The organism is Nocardia sp. XZ_19_369 (genome assembly GCF_015355715.1).
Taxonomy (GTDB): Bacteria; Actinomycetota; Actinomycetes; order Mycobacteriales; family Mycobacteriaceae; genus Nocardia.
On record NZ_JACVED010000007.1, the window covers coordinates 449,838 to 465,127 of the forward strand.

Consider the following 15,290-nt stretch of genomic DNA (forward strand, 5'->3'; position numbering starts at 1 on the left):
ATCACGCCTGCATGTGCGGGTAGGTGTATTCGCTTGGTGGAGCGAAGGTTTCCTTGAGCGTGCGCGGCGCCACCCAGCGCAGCAGGTTCAGCGGCGAGCCCGCCTTGTCGTCGGTACCGGAGGCCCGGGCGCCGCCGAACGGCTGCTGACCGACCACCGCTCCGGTCGGCTTGTCGTTGACGTAGAAGTTGCCCGCCGCGAATCGCAGTGCGGCACTCGCCTGTTCGATCGCCTGCCGGTCCTGCGCGAAGATCGCACCGGTGAGCGCGTACGGCGCTGCCGTGTCGACCTCGGCCAGAATGGATGCGTAGGAGCCGGGTTCGGCGTCGTCGTAGACGTGCACCGACAGGATCGGCCCGAAATACTCGGTGCCGAAGGACTCGTCGTGCGGGTCGTCCGCGAGCAGCACCGTCGGCCGGACGAAATACCCTTCGCTGTCGTCGCAACCGCCACCGACGGGGATGGTAACGCCCGCGTCCCTGGCGCGCCGGATGGCGGCCGCGTTCTTGTCGAAGGCGCGCCGATCGATCAGTGCGCCACCGAAATTGGACAGATCGGCCACGTCGCCGTAGGTCAGTCCGTCGGTGAGGTGCAGGAAATCGTCGCCCATCTTGCGCCACACCGATCGGGCGATATAGGCGCGGGAGGCGGCCGAGCACTTCTGCCCCTGATACTCGAAAGCGCCACGGATCAACGCGGCCCGCAACGCCTCCGGGTCGGCCGACGGGTGCGCGACGATGAAGTCCTTGCCGCCGGTCTCCCCGACCAACCGCGGATAGCCGTGATACCGGCCGATATTCGCGCCGACCTGCTGCCACAGGTACTGGAAGGTCTTGGTGGACCCGGTGAAATGGATCCCGGCGAGGCGCGGATCGGCCAGCGCCACCTCGGACAGGTCGATGCCGTCACCGGTCACCATATTGATCACACCCGGCGGCAGGCCGGCCGCTTCGAGCAGTCGCATCGTGTAGAACGCGGACAGCGTCTGCGTCGGCGACGGCTTCCACACCACGGTATTGCCCATCAGGGCGGGCGCGGTCGGCAGGTTTCCGGCGATCGCGGTGAAGTTGAACGGCGTGATCGCGTAGACGAAACCCTCCAGCGGCCGATAGTCGAGCCGGTTCCACACCCCGGCGCTCGACTCCGGCTGCTGCGTCATCAGCTGCCGCGCGAACGCCACATTGAACCGCCAGAAGTCGACCAGCTCGCACGGCGCGTCGATCTCGGCCTGCTGCGCCGACTTCGACTGCCCGAGCATGGTCGCCGCGGCCAGCGTTTCCCGCCACGGCCCAGCCAGCAGATCGGCGGCCCGCAGAAAAACAGCGGCGCGCTCGTCGAACGGCAGGGTGCGCCAGCCGGGGGCCGCGGCCATCGCGGCGTCGATCGCGCCCTGTGCTTCGGAATGCGTGGTATCGGTATAGGTTCCCAGCACGTGACTGTGCCGATGCGGCGCGACGATATCGTGCCGCTCGCCGATCCCCGGCCGGTGTTTACCGCCGATCACCAGCGGCACCTCGACAGATTCCGCGGCGATCTCAGCGAGCTTGGCGACCAGCAGTTCCCGCTCGGGACTGCCCGGCGCGTAGGAATGCACCGGCTCGTTACTGGGGGTAGGAACAACCGTGACAGCGTCCATACCCCAGGCTAGCGCTCCGGCGTTGCCGAGGCTTCGGCCCGGACGTCGGTGATTCGGCGTGTCGTCGGGGGCCGCTGGTCAGCCTGCGGTCAGTCGTTCGGCGGCGGCGGCGATGCGCTCGTCGGTGGCGGTCAGCGCGATCCGCACGTGTTCGGCGCCGGTCGGCCCGTAGAAGTCGCCGGGGGCGGCGAGGATGCCGCGCTCGGCGAGCCACTCCAGGGTGGTCCGGCACGGTTCGCCGCGGGTGGACCAGAGGTACAGTCCCGCCTCCGAATGGTCGATCCGGAAACCGGCGGCCAGCAAGGCCTTTCGCAGGATTTCACGCCGCGCCCGGTATCGCTCACGCTGCTGCGACTCGTGCGCGTCGTCGCCGAGGGCGGCGGTCATCGCGGCTTGGATGGGGAACGGCACCATCATGCCCGCGTGCTTGCGCACCTCGAGCAGTTCGGCGATCAGCGCGGGATCGCCCGCGACGAAACCGGCCCGGTAGCTGGCCAGGTTGGAGGTCTTCGAAAGCGAATGCACGGCAAGGAGGTTCGTATGCTCGCCGTCGGACACCTCGGGATCGAGGATGGAGACCGCCCGACCCTCCCAGGTGAGGCCGAGGTAGCACTCGTCGGAGGCGACGATCACGTCACGCTCCCTGGCGAACTCGACGACCTTGCGCAGGTGGTCGACCCCCAGCACGCGCCCGGTCGGGTTCGAGGGCGAATTCACGAACAGCAAGGCAGGCGTGCGCGGACCGAGCTGAGTCAGCCCGTCGGCGCGCGCGATCTGGGTGCCCGCGAGCAGCGCGCCGACCTCGTAGGTCGGGTAGGCGACCTCCGGGATGGCGACCAGGTCGTCCGCACCCAGGCCCAGCAGCCGGGGCAGTCCGGCGATCAGTTCCTTGGTGCCGATCGCAGGCAGCACCGCCGCCGGGTCGAGGCCGGTGATCCCGTAGCGCCGCTTGAGCGCGTCGACCGCGGCCGCGCGCAGCTCCGGCGTGCCGTGGGTGGCCGGATAGCCCGGCACCGCGGCCGCCGCACTCAAAGCCGCGCGGATGATCGGATCGACCGGGTCCACCGGGGTGCCGACCGACAGGTCGACGATCCCGCCCGGATGGGTCGCCGCCTTCGCCTTCACCGAAGCGATGGTGTCCCAGGGAAAATCGGGAAGCAGACTGCTGACCCGGCCACGAACGGACACGGCAGAGCTACTCGCTCGCCATGGGGGGCAGTTCCTTGATGAACGGCGGGTCGTGGTCGACCTGGCCGACCTTGGTCGCGCCGCCGGGCGAGCCCAGCTCGTTGAAGAAGTCGACGTTGGCGTTCACGTAGCCGCTCCACTGGTCCGGGGTGTCGTCTTCGTAGAAGATGGCCTCCACCGGGCACACCGGTTCACATGCACCACAGTCCACGCACTCGTCGGGATGGATGTACAGCATGCGACCACCCTCGTAGATACAGTCCACGGGGCATTCCTCGATGCATGCCTTGTCCTTCACGTCAACGCACGGTTCAGCGATGATGTACGGCACTGCCGTTCTCCTAGTCTGTCCTCACCTTGCGGGGATAGTCCGCCCAGCGAAACCCTATCCGGACACCCCACGCTACTCCGGGTCAGCCTTGCCTAACTTCAGATGTTCCGCACGCCACTTCTCGTGCAGCGCCACCGAAAGCCTACGCGGCTAGCCGACCGAGAGCGGCAGTGCCGAAAACTTGTGCTGCGGAACGCCATACGTGGTGGTCCGTTCGCGGGCCGGCCGGCCGATGCCCGCGGCGATGTCCACCAGTTCCGCGACGGTCTTCGCCGAGCCGTGCTGCGAGCCCGCCATCCGGGAGATGGTCTCCTCCATCAGCGTGCCGCCGACGTCGTTGGCGCCGCTGGTGAGCATCACCCTGGTGCCGGTGGTGCCGAGCTTCACCCAGCTGGTCTGGATGTTGTCGATCCGGCCGTGCAGCATGATCCGCGACAGCGCGTGCGCGGCCCGGTTGTCCCGGTTGGTCGGCCCCGGTCGTGCGGCGCCCGCCAGGTACAGCGGCGCGCTCTGATGCACGAACGGCAGCAGCACGAATTCGGTGAAACCGCCTGTCTCGTCCTGGATTCCGCGCAGCACGCGTAGGTGCCCGACCCAGTGCTTCGGGTTGTCCACGTGGCCGTACATCATGGTCGAGCTGGAGCGCAGGCCGATCTGATGCGCGGTGGTGATCACCTCGATCCAGGCGGAGGTCGGCAGTTTGCCCTTGGTGAGCACCCAGCGCACCTCGTCGTCCAGGATCTCGGCGGCGGTGCCCGGAATGGTGTCCAGGCCGGCCTCCTTCAGCGCGACCAGCCAGTCCCGAATGCTCTGCCCGCCGCGCGAAGCGCCGTTGACGATCTCCATCGGGCTGAACGCGTGCACGTGCATGGACGGCACCCGCTGCTTCACCGCCCGCACGATGTCGGCGTAGCCGGTGACCGGCAGGTCGGGGTCGATGCCGCCCTGCATGCAGACCTCGGTGGCGCCGTCGACGTGCGCCTCCCAGGCCCGGTCGGCGACCTCGTCCATGCTCAGCGTGAACGCGTCGGCGTCGCCCTTGCGCTGGGCGAACGCGCAGAACCGGCAGCCGGTGTAGCAGATGTTGGTGAAGTTGATGTTCCGGTTCACCACGTAGGTGACGTCGTCGCCGACGGTGTCGCGGCGCAACTGATCGGCCAGCGCGGCGACGGCCTCCAGGTTCGCGCCGTCGGCCGTGGCCAACGCCAGATACTCGGCGTCGCTGAGCCCGGCCGGGTCCTTCTCGGCCGCACGCAACGCGGCGAGCACCTCGGAGTCGAGCCGTTCCGGCGCGACGATCGCGAGATCGCGGGCCTGTTCGCGGATGGTGTCCCAATCGCCGAAGGCGCCGACCACGTCCTGGCCGATCGCGGAGTCGCTGCGGCTCTCGGTGTTGCGGCCCTCGGTGTCGATGGCGGTGTTCAGGTCGACTCGTCCTGCGGATTCCCAGGACTGGTCCGGCTCCTGCCAGGGCAGGCCGACCGGCATCGCGTCCGGGTTCGCCAGGCCGGTCGCCGGATCACTGAGCGCGGCGACATGCACGCCGATCCGCGGATCGATCCATGGACTTCCCGCCCGCACGTACTTCGGATGCGCGGAGGTCCGCTCGACCAGCTGGTAGCCGGCCGCCTCGGTGATCTCGCGCAGGGTGTCCAGATTCGGCCACGGCCGCTCCGGATTCACGTGGTCCACCGTCACCGGCGACACGCCACCCCAGTCATCGATGCCCGCGTCGATCAGCGCCTGGCAGTCCTCGTGCGACACCAGATTCGGCGGCGCCTGCACCGGCACGTCCGGGCCGAGCAGCAGCCTGGTCACCGCGATGGTGGCCAGGAACTCCTCGATGCCCGCGTCGGGGACATCGCGCATGGCGGTGTCGTCCTTGGCCCGGAAGTTCTGGATGATCACTTCCTGGATGTGCCCGAAAGCCTTGTGCTGCTTACGAATCGCCATGATCGACTCGGCGCGCTCGGTCAGCGTCTCGCCGATGCCGACCAGCAGGCCGGTGGTGTAGGGCACCGACAGCCTGCCCGCGTCGGTGATGGCGCGCAGCCGGACCGCCGGATCCTTGTCCGGGCTGCCGTAGTGGCAGTTGCCCTTCTCGGTGAACAGCCGGGTTGCGGTGGTCTCCAGCATCATGCCCATCGACTGCGCGACCGGCTTGAGCCTGGAGATCTCCTCCCACGACATCACACCCGGATTCAAATGCGGCAGCAGGCCGGTCTCCTCCAGCACCATGATGGAGACGGCGCGCAGGTAGTCCAGGGTGGAGTCGTAGCCGCGCTCGTCGAGCCACTGCGCGGCCTCGGGCCAGCGGTCCTCGGGGCGATCGCCGAGCGTGAAGAGTGCTTCCTTGCAGCCGAGGGCCGCGCCGCGGCGGGCGATGTCGAGCACCTCGTCCGGCTCCAGGAACATGCCCGTGCCCTCGGCGCGCAGCTTGCCGGGCACCGTGACGAAGGTGCAGTAGTGGCACTTGTCGCGACACAATCGGGTCAGCGGGATGAAGACATTGCGCGAGTAGCTGATCGTCTTCGGCCGCCCCGCCGACTCCAGCCCCGCGTCGCGGACTCTGGCCGCGCTGTGACTCAGATCCTTCAGATCGTCGCCGGTCGCATGCAGCAGCACCGCGGCCTCGTCCACGTTCAACGTGACGCCGTCACGGGCTCGCCGCAGCGCCCTCCGCATAGCCGATGGCGAAGGCGGTGCGGCAGGAATGCTCGGGTTCGGCAGTTCAGTCACGACTGCGCCTCGCTGACGCTCGGCTCCGCCGTGACCGGCAGTGCTGTGTCTATGGTTCCTTCGCTGCGCTCAGTCACGTCCTCGATCATGCGCTAACCATCCGGACCTGTCTCCTTCCGAGGTAATGACTGAGCGTAGCGACCGGGACTCACCGGGCCGGGACGCTGCGCTCACCACGCGCCCTCTGCGAACGAGGGACCGTGTGAGCGTTGACAACTGCGCGAAGCGCAGGCCTATTCCATCGTCGACCGCGAAATCCCGCGGCGACCGGCGTGGTGCGGCTGCCAGGTCCGCCGCGCCGCACACGATCGGCAGCCCCGGCGGCCGAAGTTCATGGAACCATGGCAAGCATGTCGCAGCCGCGCACGATCATGGCCGATCCGGCCTGGCGTCCCAGCCCCAAGGCCAAACTCCTGTGGACCGTGCAGGGTGCTCTGGTCTGGGTGGTTCCGTTCGCGGCGCAGCTCGTCTGGGCGATCCTCGACTCCGGGCATCGAGGGTGGCAGCTGACGGTGTTCCTGGTGACGCTGGTGCTCGCGGTGCTGAACATCGCCGTGGTGCCGTGGTGGCGGTACGCGGTGCATCGCTGGGAGGTCACCGAGGAGGCGGTCTACACCAGGGTCGGCTGGCTGTCGCAGGAGAGCCGGGTCGCGCCGATCTCGCGGGTGCAGACGGTGGACACCGAACGCGGACCCTTGGAGCGGCTGCTCGGGCTGGCCACGGTCACGGTGACGACCGCCTCGTCCGCGGGCGCGGTGCAGATCTCCGCCCTCGACCTGCCGGTGGCCGAGGAGACGGTGACCCGGCTGACCCGGATCGCCGCGCAGCATCGCGGAGACGCCACGTGAATTCGGTGGAGGCGCTCGCGCCGGAGACGGATCAACCGTGGTCGCGGCTGGACAAGCGAATGTTGTTGGTGCACCCGGTCACCGAGGTGATCAAGTTCATTCCGGTGCTGATCGGCTCGGTAATCCTCGGCACCAGCAGCGGCAACCACGTATGGAGCATCTTCCCGTTGATCCTGATCGTCGGGTTCGCGCTGACCCGCTGGTTCACCACCACCTATCGGGTCGGGCCGACCCATGTCGAGCTGCGCACCGGGTTGATCCAGCGCAAGAAGCTGGCGGTGCCGCGGTCCCGGATCCGGTCGGTGGACATCGAGGCGGACCTGCTGCACCGCATGCTCGGGCTCGCGGTGCTGGCCATCGGCACCGGGCAGCAGGCGGAGTCGGGCGAGAAGTTCAAGTTGGACGCGCTGGACGCACGATTGGTGCCCGACCTGCGTACCGCGCTGCTCGCGCACACCGGAACGCCGCAAAGCGTTGCCGGACAACCTGCTCCGACCGTCGACCCGGCCGGTGTCACTCTGGCGAAAGCCCCGGAGGCACGGTCCCGGCGCGAGATCGCCCATTGGAATCCGAGCTGGGTGCGGTACGCGCCACTGTCGTTGACGGGTTTCGCGATCGTCGCGCCGATCGTCGGTCTGGCCTTCCAGTACGGCGTCGGCCAGGTGCTGTTCCGTTCCGACGCCGTGCAGCGGGTGGAGAACGGCGGCGCGGTGATCATCGCCCTCGGCACCATCGCGCTCATCGCGGCGATCGTGCTGGTGGTCAGCCTCGCCGCCTGTGCCCGTTATCTGACAACGTATTTCGGCCTGCGGGTCACCGACGACGGCCGGACGCTGCACCTGCGGCACGGCCTGTTCACCACCCGCCAGATCACCCTGGATCTGGCCCGCTTCCGCGGCGCGACGGTGAACGAGCCGCTGCTGCTGCGCCTGGCCGGCGCCGCCGAGCTGGAGGCGATCATGGTCGGGGAGAACCCGCGCCAGAAGATCCTCCCCCAGGCGCCGCGCACCGCCATCGAGCACACCCTCAGCCACCTGCTCGCACCGAACGAGTTCCAGGACAAGACCATTGCCCGGCCCGCCGGGGGCCCGAGCCCCGGTAGCGCGCCGCTGCTCGCGCACGGGCCGGTCGCCCGCCGCAGGCGCCATACCCGCACGCTGACCCCGATCGCCGTGGCGGCGCTCGTCATGTTCGCCTTTTCCGTTGCGGGCGCGGACTTTTCGCCGTGGTGGTGGCTGGTCCCCGTGCTACTGGTTCCGGTCGCGCTCGCGCTGGCGGAGGACCGCTATCGCGGCCTCGGCCACACCGTGCTCCCGGCGACCCCCACCAGCCCGACCTGGCTGATCACGCGTTCCGGCTCACTGGACCGCGACCGCGACTGCCTGGAGGCCCCTGGCGTGATCGGCTGGACCGTCCGGCAGACCTTCTTCCAGCGCCGGGCAGGCGTCGCCACCCTGGTCGCGGCCGCCGCCGCGGGCAAGAAGCGGTATCACGTGGTCGATATCCCGCTCGACGAAGCCTGGGCCCTCATCGATGCGGTGACCCCCGGCCAGCTGGGCAGTCGCTAACGCTTGCTGAACAACCCGGAGTTGACCCGGACGTAGATGAACACCAGCGGCGGCACCAAACCGCAGAACAGCAACAGCACGGTGCGCCAGTCGCTGGCGAGCATGATGTCCCCGCCGGGACCGGTGCTCGCGCAGATCAGGAACCCGAAAGTCCAAGCGGCCAAGGGTAAGAACATCGCGGCGGTCCGTGGCGAGACGGCGCGGACGCCGAGCACCAGCGCGATATTCACCGCACCGGCCAGCACACCCGACAGCGGGAACGCGGTGCTGCCGAAGTAGAACGGCAGGTACAGCACCTCCAGCGCCAGCGTGATGAATGCGTCGAGCACCAGCACCGCCAAGGTGAGCGGCGCCAGCCAGGGCAGCGCGGCGGTGGGTATCTCCCGGTATGTCACGGGCACCTGACCGTCGACGGCCGCCCTCACGGCACCGGTGGGAAGCCGAGGAGGGTCAGCAGGTGGCTCTGCATATCGACGAACCCGTACAGCACCCTCAGGTACAGGTCGTGTTGCGCCTGCCAGTTCGGCTTCATGCTGTCCACGAACGCGACGATCGCGTCCTGGACCGACCAGTTGTACATGCGAACGAGTCTATTCCGGCGTTGCCACGGGCGGGACCCGCATGATCACTTGTCCCCATCCATCGGGATGTTGGCGACCACCGGGAACTCGCCGGTGTAGCCCGCGCGCTCCTCGGCGATGGACAGCACCCGCTTGCGCGCGACCAGCCAGCCGACGATCAGCATCGGGATGATCAGCGCCAGCGAGGCGACGGTCCAGGTGCCGACCGGATAGTCGAAACCGGTCAGCACCACCACGAAGAACAGGAACACCAGCGTCAGCAGGCCCGTATAGGGCGCGCCGAACATCCGGAACGACGGCCGCTCCGCCTTGCCCTGCTGGCACCACCGCCACAGCTGCAACTGGCACAGCACGATGGTGGCCCAGGAGGCGACGATGCCGAGCGAGGCCATGTTCAGCACGATCTCGAAGGCCCGATCCGGCACCACGCCGTTGAGCGCGATGCCGACGAGCGCGATCAGGCTGGTCAGCAGGATGCCGCCGTAGGGCACGCCGTTGCGCCCCATCACGCCGGTGAACTTCGGCGCGCTGCCGTTCATCGACATGGACCGCAGGATGCGCCCGGTCGAGTACAGCCCGGCGTTGAGGCTGGAGAACGCGGCGGTGAGCACCACCAGGTTCATCACGCTGCCGATGCCGGGCACGCCGAGCATGGTGAAGAAGGTGACGAACGGGCTTTCCTTGGCCGTGTACGCGGTGTAGGGCAGCAGCAGGCCGAGCAGGACCAGCGAGCCGACGTAGAAGATGGCGATGCGGGCGATCACCGAGTTGATCGCGCGCGGCATGATCTTGGCCGGGTTCTCCGTCTCGCCCGCCGCCGTGCCGACCAATTCGACCGCGGCGTAGGCGAACACGACGCCGGAGACCACGACGACCAGCGGCAGCACGCCGGTCGGGAACAGGCCGCCGCTCTCGGCGATCACGCTCGGCCCGGTCGGGTGCCCCTGCACGGTGAAGCGGCCGATCAGGAAGATGGTGCCGACGATCAGGAACGCGCTCAGCGCGAACACCTTGACCAGCGCGGCCCAGAACTCCATCTCGCCGAACCACTTCACTGAGATGAGGTTGATGCTGAGCACCACGACCAGCGCGATGAGCGCGAGCAGCCACTGCGGGACGCTGCTGAATCCGGACCAGTAGTGGAAGTACTGGGCGATGGCGGTGGTGTCGGCGATGCCGGTCATCGACCAGTTGAGGAAGTACATCCAGCCGGCCACGAACGCGGCCTTCTCGCCGAAGAACTCACGCGCGTAGGAGACGAACGACCCGGACGAGGGCCGGTGCAGCACCAGTTCACCGAGCGCACGCAGGATGAGGAACGCGAAGAATCCGCAGACGCCGTAGACGAGGAACAGGCCAGGTCCCGCGTTGGCGAGCCTGCCGCCCGCGCCGAGGAACAGCCCGGTGCCGATGGCGCCACCGATGGCGATCATCTGCAGCTGCCGCGGCTTGAGACTCTTGTGATACCCCTCGTCCTCGATGCTGAGGTGCGCCTTGTCGCCGACCGCCGTCATGAACCGCTTCGCCCTCCACATCGATGAATTCGAGATCACGGGAACGGTACCCGGCGAAAGTTTTCGAGGTGACAGCAACCCTCAAGCTACGAATATTCGCAGTTCAGGAGGCATTCGGTGATTATGCCGTGATATGGCAGGAACTGCGGAAGGCTAGCCGGACAATCGACAGAAGTTCGTTATTCAAGTCCAGCTAACAGATCATGTTCGCGGCCATCCGCTCCGACCGGACCCCATCGACCTCGGACAAGGACGAAGCACTCCTCCGGCAGTACCGGCTGAGCAACATTATTGGACAGCGCGAATTCGCGACCGGACGGCGCGACCGTCACCTGGGTCGCGTGGGCACGCAGCGCGGCGCGTTTGGCGGCCAGCGCGTCGGACACGTCGAGGGTGGTCGTCACGGTGCGGCTCGACACGCTCGCGAGCTCACCCTCGCCGGGCAGCCGCCAACCCGGCGGCAGCCTGCCGGGGAGCCCGTCCACGGTGCGCTTGGCCAGCGCGGCCGTGTGCTGGCGCAGCATGTCGGCGTCGGTGACGGTCCAGTAGAACTTCGGTGTGTCCCAACCGCGTTCGGCCGCGGCAGGTATCGCGGCCGTGGTGATCTGGTGGGCGCGCATGTGGTCGGGGTGGCCGTAGCCGCCGTTCGGGTCGTAGGTGATCACCACCTGCGGCCGCAGCTCCAGGATCACCTCGGTCAGCGCCTGCACCGCCTCGTCGCCGGATTTCACGAAGACGCGCGGCTTCTCCGCCGCCGGGGTGCCCGCCATCCCGGAATCGCGCCAGTGTCCCGCCCCGCCGAGGAAGCGCGGCGGCGCGGCATCCAAAGCCTGCAAGGCCCTGGTCAGTTCGAGGATGCGATAGCCGCCGAGCTGATCGGCACGGTCGGCGGTGAGCTGCGCCCACTCGTCCCCGATCACCTCGCCCTCTTCACCGAGGGTGCAGGTCAGCACGGTCACCGGCACGCCGCGGCGGCGGTAGTGCGCGATGGTGCCGCCGGTGGTGATGGATTCGTCGTCCGGGTGCGCGTGCACCAGCAGCAGACCGCCGGTCATTGGATCTTTCGCCACTGTCCGGCGTCACCGAAGATACCGACCTGGATGCTGCCGCTGAGCGACGCACCGTCGACCCGGGGGCCCGCCGCGGCGACCAGGTTGTCCTGCACGATCGGCAGCACCGTGGCCAGCTCCCACAGCTTGGGCTCGGCCTCGGCGATCACGCGGCCGGTTTCGATGCCGCGCAACGCTTCGTCGATCGGGAACTGCAGCGCCGGGTCGCACACGCCGGACAGGTTGGCGGGCGCTCGCCGCGCCGGATCCGCGCTCTGCTGTGCGGTTCCCGCGGTGCCCGTGGCGGGATCCGGTGGCGGGCAACCATATCGGGAGGCGAGCACGGTGGCCGGATCGGAACCCGCACGCTCCCAGCCGACTATCGCGTCGACCGTTCCTTCGACGAGCTCGCGGCCGTACAGCTGATCGGCGGCCACGCTGCGCACCGTGGCATCGATTCCGGCACTGCGCAATTGGTCGGCGGCGGTGTTCGCGACCGCGAGCGCGGTGAGGTCGCCCTCCACCGCACCGATCCGCATCGTCAGCGACTTACCGTTTTTCGCGACCGGCCGCGGGGTCGGCGCGGGCGAGGTCGGCGAATTCACCGGCGGCGGCTCCGGCGCACGGCCGTAGCCCGCGTCCGCGAGCAACGCGAAGGCCTCCTCGGCCGGTGGCCGCGGCGGCGCGGTCGGCGCGTAGCCGGGGTCGGACGGTGAAAGTATTTGCGCGCGAGCCGGTTCCACCCAGCCGCCGGTCTGCGCGCCGACCGTGGCCAGCAGCGCGGGATCGAGCAGTGCGAGCACCGCGCGGCGGACCCGGATATCGCTCACCGGACCGGTCCGGCCGTTGAGCGCGAGCTGCAGCACCCGCGACTGCGGCATGATCGCGGTGCGCACCGACGGGATGGCGGCCAGCTGCGCCTGCGTCGCGACCCCGCCGTGCACCAGCGTCATCTGCGCGTCGTTGGTGCGCAGCGACTCCGCCAGTTGCGCGGGAGTTCCGCCGCGCCGCAACAGGATCTCGTCCGGCGCGGCCGGGGTACCCCAGAAGCGGGCGTTGCGCTCGAGCAGGATCTCCTCGCGGCCGCGGTCGATGTTCTTGATCGCGAACTGCGCGCCCGACACCCGGATGCTCTGCACCCAGCCGTCCTGGAATCCGCCCGGCGAATCCTTCATCAGATGCGACGGCAGCAGATTGGCGAACAGCTGCCGCCACGCCGGGTACGGCTCGCGCATCGTCACCGTCACCGTCTTGCCGCCGCCCGCGGAACCGATGTCGGTGATCAACCGGTAGCCCGCCGTGTCGACCACACCGGGTTGCGAGATCATCTGCTGCCACAGGAACTGGAAGTCCTCGGCGGCGATCGGCGCACCGTCGGACCAGTTCGCCTCGTTGCGCAGCGTGTAGGTGATGGTGAACGGCTCCTGCGCGGTGACATCGGCCGTGCTGATCAGCGAGGTGTCCGGCACCCAGTCGGTGACGTTGGGCGCCACCGGGTTCGGCACCGGACGGAAGGGGCTGGGCAGCACCATCGAGCTCAACGCCGCGGTGGCCGGCGACTGATCCGAACGCAGGTGCGGATTGAAGCCGATGCCGATGGTGTCGATCGCGGCGACCACCGTCGTCTTGCCCGGTTTGGCGGGCGTGGTCTTCGGGCTGTCGGTGCTCTCGATCGGCGGTGGCGGGTTCGCCGTGCAACCGGCGAACACCGTCAACGACGCCGTCACGATGACCAGCAGTGCGCGCCACGTGGCGCGACCAGATACAGCCCCCGAGCTCACGCTGCGCACTCTACCGCGATTTACAGCGCGGCCCGGTCCCGAGCCTTCCGGCGCGAGTTCTCGCGACCACGCTCGGTCGCACCGAGGATGACCTTGCGCACGCGGACCACCTCCGGGGTGACCTCGACACACTCGTCGTCGGCGCAGAACTCCATCGCCGCTTCGAGATCGAGGTGCAGCGGCTTGGCCATCGTCTCGAACACGTCCGCGGTCGAGCTGCGCATGTTGGTCAGCTTCTTCTCGCGGGTCACGTTGATGTCGAGGTCCTCGGCGCGCGGGTTGATGCCCACGACCATGCCCTCGTAGGTGTCCGCACCCGGCTCGACGAAGAACTGGCCGCGGTCGGCGAGCTGGATCATCGCGAACGGGGTCACCGAGCCGGCCCGGTCCGACACCAGCGCACCGGTGTGCCTGGCCCGGATCTCGCCTGCCCACGGCGCGTAGCCGTGCGACACGGCGTTGGCGATGCCGGTGCCGCGGGTCTCGGTGAGGAAGTCGGTGCGGAAGCCGATCAGGCCGCGCGACGGGACGATGAACTCCATCCGCACCCAGCCCGCGCTGTGGTTGGCCATCTGCACCATTTTGCCCTTGCGGGCGGCCAGCAGCTGGGTGACCGCACCGAGGTACTCGTCGGGGCAGTCGATGGTGAGCTCTTCGTAGGGCTCGTGCACCTTGCCGTCGACCTGCTTGGTGACCACCTGCGGCTTGCCGACGGTCAGCTCGAAGCCCTCGCGGCGCATCTGCTCGACCAGGATGGCCAGCGCGAGCTCACCACGGCCCTGCACCTCCCAGGCGTCCGGGCGGCCGATGTCGAGCACGCGCAGCGAGACGTTGCCGACCAGTTCCTGGTCCAGGCGTGACTTCACCATGCGGGCGGTGAGCTTGTGGCCCTGCACCCGGCCGACCAGCGGCGAGGTGTTGGTGCCGATGGTCACCGAGATGGCGGGCTCGTCGACGGTGATGCGCGGCAGCGCGACCGGGTTGTCGACGTCGGCGAGGGTGTCGCCGATCATGATCTCCGGGATGCCCGCGATGGCGACGATGTCACCGGCCACGGCGACCTCGCCGGGCTGCCGCTCGACACCGATCGTCTGCAGCAGCTCGGTGATCTTCACCTGCTTGACGCCGTCGGCGTGCATCCACGCGACATTCTGGCCCTTGCGCAGCTCACCCTGGTAGATGCGGACCAGCGCTAGGCGGCCGAGGAACGCCGAGGCGTCCAGGTTGGTGACGTGCGCCTGCAGCGGCGCGGCCGGATCACCCTTGGGCGCCGGGATGTTGTTGAGCAGCACCTCGAACAGTGCGTCGAGGTTCTCGGCGTCGGGCGCGTGCCCGTTCTCCGGACGCTCCTTCGACGCCTTGCCCTCACGGCCGGAGGCGTAGAGCACCGGCAGGTCGAGCGCGAGCTCGGCGGCCTCGGCGGCGGAGTCGTCCAGATCGGAGGCCAGGTCGAGCAGCAGGTCGTGGCTCTCCTCTACGACCTCCTCGATCCGGGCGTCGGGACGGTCGGTCTTGTTGACCACCAGGATCACCGGCAACGACGCGGCAAGTGCCTTACGCAGCACGAACCGGGTCTGCGGCAGCGGACCCTCGGAGGCGTCGACCAGCAGCACGACACCGTCGACCATGGACAGGCCGCGTTCGACCTCACCACCGAAGTCGGCGTGGCCCGGTGTGTCGATCACGTTGATGACGGTGACGGAACCGTCCACGTGGTGCTTATGCACCGCGGTGTTCTTGGCGAGAATGGTGATGCCCTTCTCGCGCTCCAGGTCACCGGAGTCCATCACCCGATCGACGAGCTCGGCCCGTTCGGCGAAGGCGCCGGATTGGCGGAGCATGGCGTCGACCAGCGTCGTCTTACCGTGGTCGACGTGGGCCACGATGGCGACGTTGCGAAAATCGCGCGCAGACGACACGCTGAATCCTCCTGCTGTTAGGTGTTGGTACCGGCCGACCCCTGCAAACAGGTGGAGAATCGAAACTCACCGGGCATTGCGGCCATATACACCCTACCTGCGTTCGGGTCACCCCAACGCTTCAGGCACCGTACTA

At 68.5% G+C, this 15,290-nt stretch carries 12 protein-coding genes; 2 read left to right on the forward strand and 10 right to left on the reverse strand.

The features are described from left to right. Position 1: 1 nt before the first annotated feature. The 4 genes from pruA to IBX18_RS27300 all read right to left on the reverse strand — a co-directional run bounded on the left by pruA (position 2) and on the right by IBX18_RS27300 (position 5,894). Complete coding sequence (pruA, locus tag IBX18_RS27285; RefSeq protein WP_194836343.1) at positions 2–1,636, reverse strand: L-glutamate gamma-semialdehyde dehydrogenase; 1,635 nt, start codon at positions 1,634–1,636, stop codon at positions 2–4. Between the two features lie 78 nt (positions 1,637–1,714). Next, entirely contained in the window at positions 1,715–2,824 is a 1,110-nt protein-coding gene (gene dapC, locus IBX18_RS27290) for a succinyldiaminopimelate transaminase (protein WP_194836344.1), read from the reverse strand. Between the two features lie 7 nt (positions 2,825–2,831). Continuing rightward, positions 2,832–3,155: a ferredoxin gene (fdxA, locus tag IBX18_RS27295; protein WP_107659126.1), complete on the reverse strand. Its 324-nt coding sequence runs from the start codon at positions 3,153–3,155 to the stop codon at positions 2,832–2,834. A gap of 150 nt (positions 3,156–3,305) precedes the next feature. Beyond that, positions 3,306–5,894 carry a bifunctional FO biosynthesis protein CofGH gene (locus IBX18_RS27300; RefSeq protein ID WP_194836345.1) on the reverse strand — a complete coding sequence of 863 codons (2,589 nt, stop codon included), beginning with the start codon at positions 5,892–5,894 and terminating at the stop codon, positions 3,306–3,308. A gap of 350 nt (positions 5,895–6,244) precedes the next feature. Here IBX18_RS27300 and IBX18_RS27305 point away from each other — a divergent pair, with 350 nt between their 5' ends. After that, positions 6,245–6,742 carry a PH domain-containing protein gene (locus IBX18_RS27305; RefSeq protein ID WP_194836346.1) on the forward strand — a complete coding sequence of 166 codons (498 nt, stop codon included), beginning with the start codon at positions 6,245–6,247 and terminating at the stop codon, positions 6,740–6,742. A gap of 59 nt (positions 6,743–6,801) precedes the next feature. Beyond that, positions 6,802–8,310, forward strand: coding sequence for a PH domain-containing protein (locus IBX18_RS27310; protein ID WP_194836518.1), 1,509 nt, complete (start codon positions 6,802–6,804; stop codon positions 8,308–8,310). Here IBX18_RS27310 and IBX18_RS27315 read toward each other — a convergent pair. From IBX18_RS27315 to typA, 6 genes are all read right to left on the reverse strand, one after another. Beyond that, positions 8,307–8,705, reverse strand: a complete 399-nt coding sequence (locus IBX18_RS27315; protein WP_306796441.1) for a hypothetical protein — start codon at positions 8,703–8,705, stop codon at positions 8,307–8,309. The genes IBX18_RS27310 and IBX18_RS27315 overlap by 4 nt on opposite strands. 26 nt (positions 8,706–8,731) lie before the next feature. Further along, positions 8,732–8,890, reverse strand: coding sequence for a hypothetical protein (locus tag IBX18_RS27320; RefSeq protein ID WP_167768841.1), 159 nt, complete (start codon positions 8,888–8,890; stop codon positions 8,732–8,734). 45 nt (positions 8,891–8,935) lie between these two features. Beyond that, positions 8,936–10,405 carry an amino acid permease gene (locus IBX18_RS27325; protein ID WP_147137464.1) on the reverse strand — a complete coding sequence of 490 codons (1,470 nt, stop codon included), beginning with the start codon at positions 10,403–10,405 and terminating at the stop codon, positions 8,936–8,938. A gap of 179 nt (positions 10,406–10,584) precedes the next feature. Continuing rightward, positions 10,585–11,460, reverse strand: a complete 876-nt coding sequence (mshB, locus tag IBX18_RS27330) for an N-acetyl-1-D-myo-inositol-2-amino-2-deoxy-alpha-D-glucopyranoside deacetylase (RefSeq protein WP_194836519.1) — start codon at positions 11,458–11,460, stop codon at positions 10,585–10,587. Then, on the reverse strand, positions 11,457–13,244 hold the full coding sequence (locus IBX18_RS27335) for an ABC transporter family substrate-binding protein (protein ID WP_306796442.1): 1,788 nt from the start codon (positions 13,242–13,244) through the stop codon (positions 11,457–11,459). Before IBX18_RS27335 ends, mshB begins: the two co-directional genes overlap by 4 nt. A gap of 11 nt (positions 13,245–13,255) precedes the next feature. Continuing rightward, positions 13,256–15,154, reverse strand: a complete 1,899-nt coding sequence (gene typA / locus IBX18_RS27340) for a translational GTPase TypA (RefSeq protein ID WP_194836348.1) — start codon at positions 15,152–15,154, stop codon at positions 13,256–13,258. Positions 15,155–15,290: the final 136 nt, after the last annotated feature.

Coding starts and splice junctions, on each gene's coding strand:
- pruA (WP_194836343.1), bottom strand. CDS start 1,636: ATGGACGCTGTCACGGTTGTTCCTACCCCCAGTAACGAGCCGGTGCAT.
- IBX18_RS27320 (WP_167768841.1), bottom strand. CDS start 8,890: ATGTACAACTGGTCGGTCCAGGACGCGATCGTCGCGTTCGTGGACAGC.
- IBX18_RS27310 (WP_194836518.1), top strand. CDS start 6,802: ATGTTGTTGGTGCACCCGGTCACCGAGGTGATCAAGTTCATTCCGGTG.
- IBX18_RS27305 (WP_194836346.1), top strand. CDS start 6,245: ATGTCGCAGCCGCGCACGATCATGGCCGATCCGGCCTGGCGTCCCAGC.
- mshB (WP_194836519.1), bottom strand. CDS start 11,460: ATGACCGGCGGTCTGCTGCTGGTGCACGCGCACCCGGACGACGAATCC.
- IBX18_RS27325 (WP_147137464.1), bottom strand. CDS start 10,405: ATGACGGCGGTCGGCGACAAGGCGCACCTCAGCATCGAGGACGAGGGG.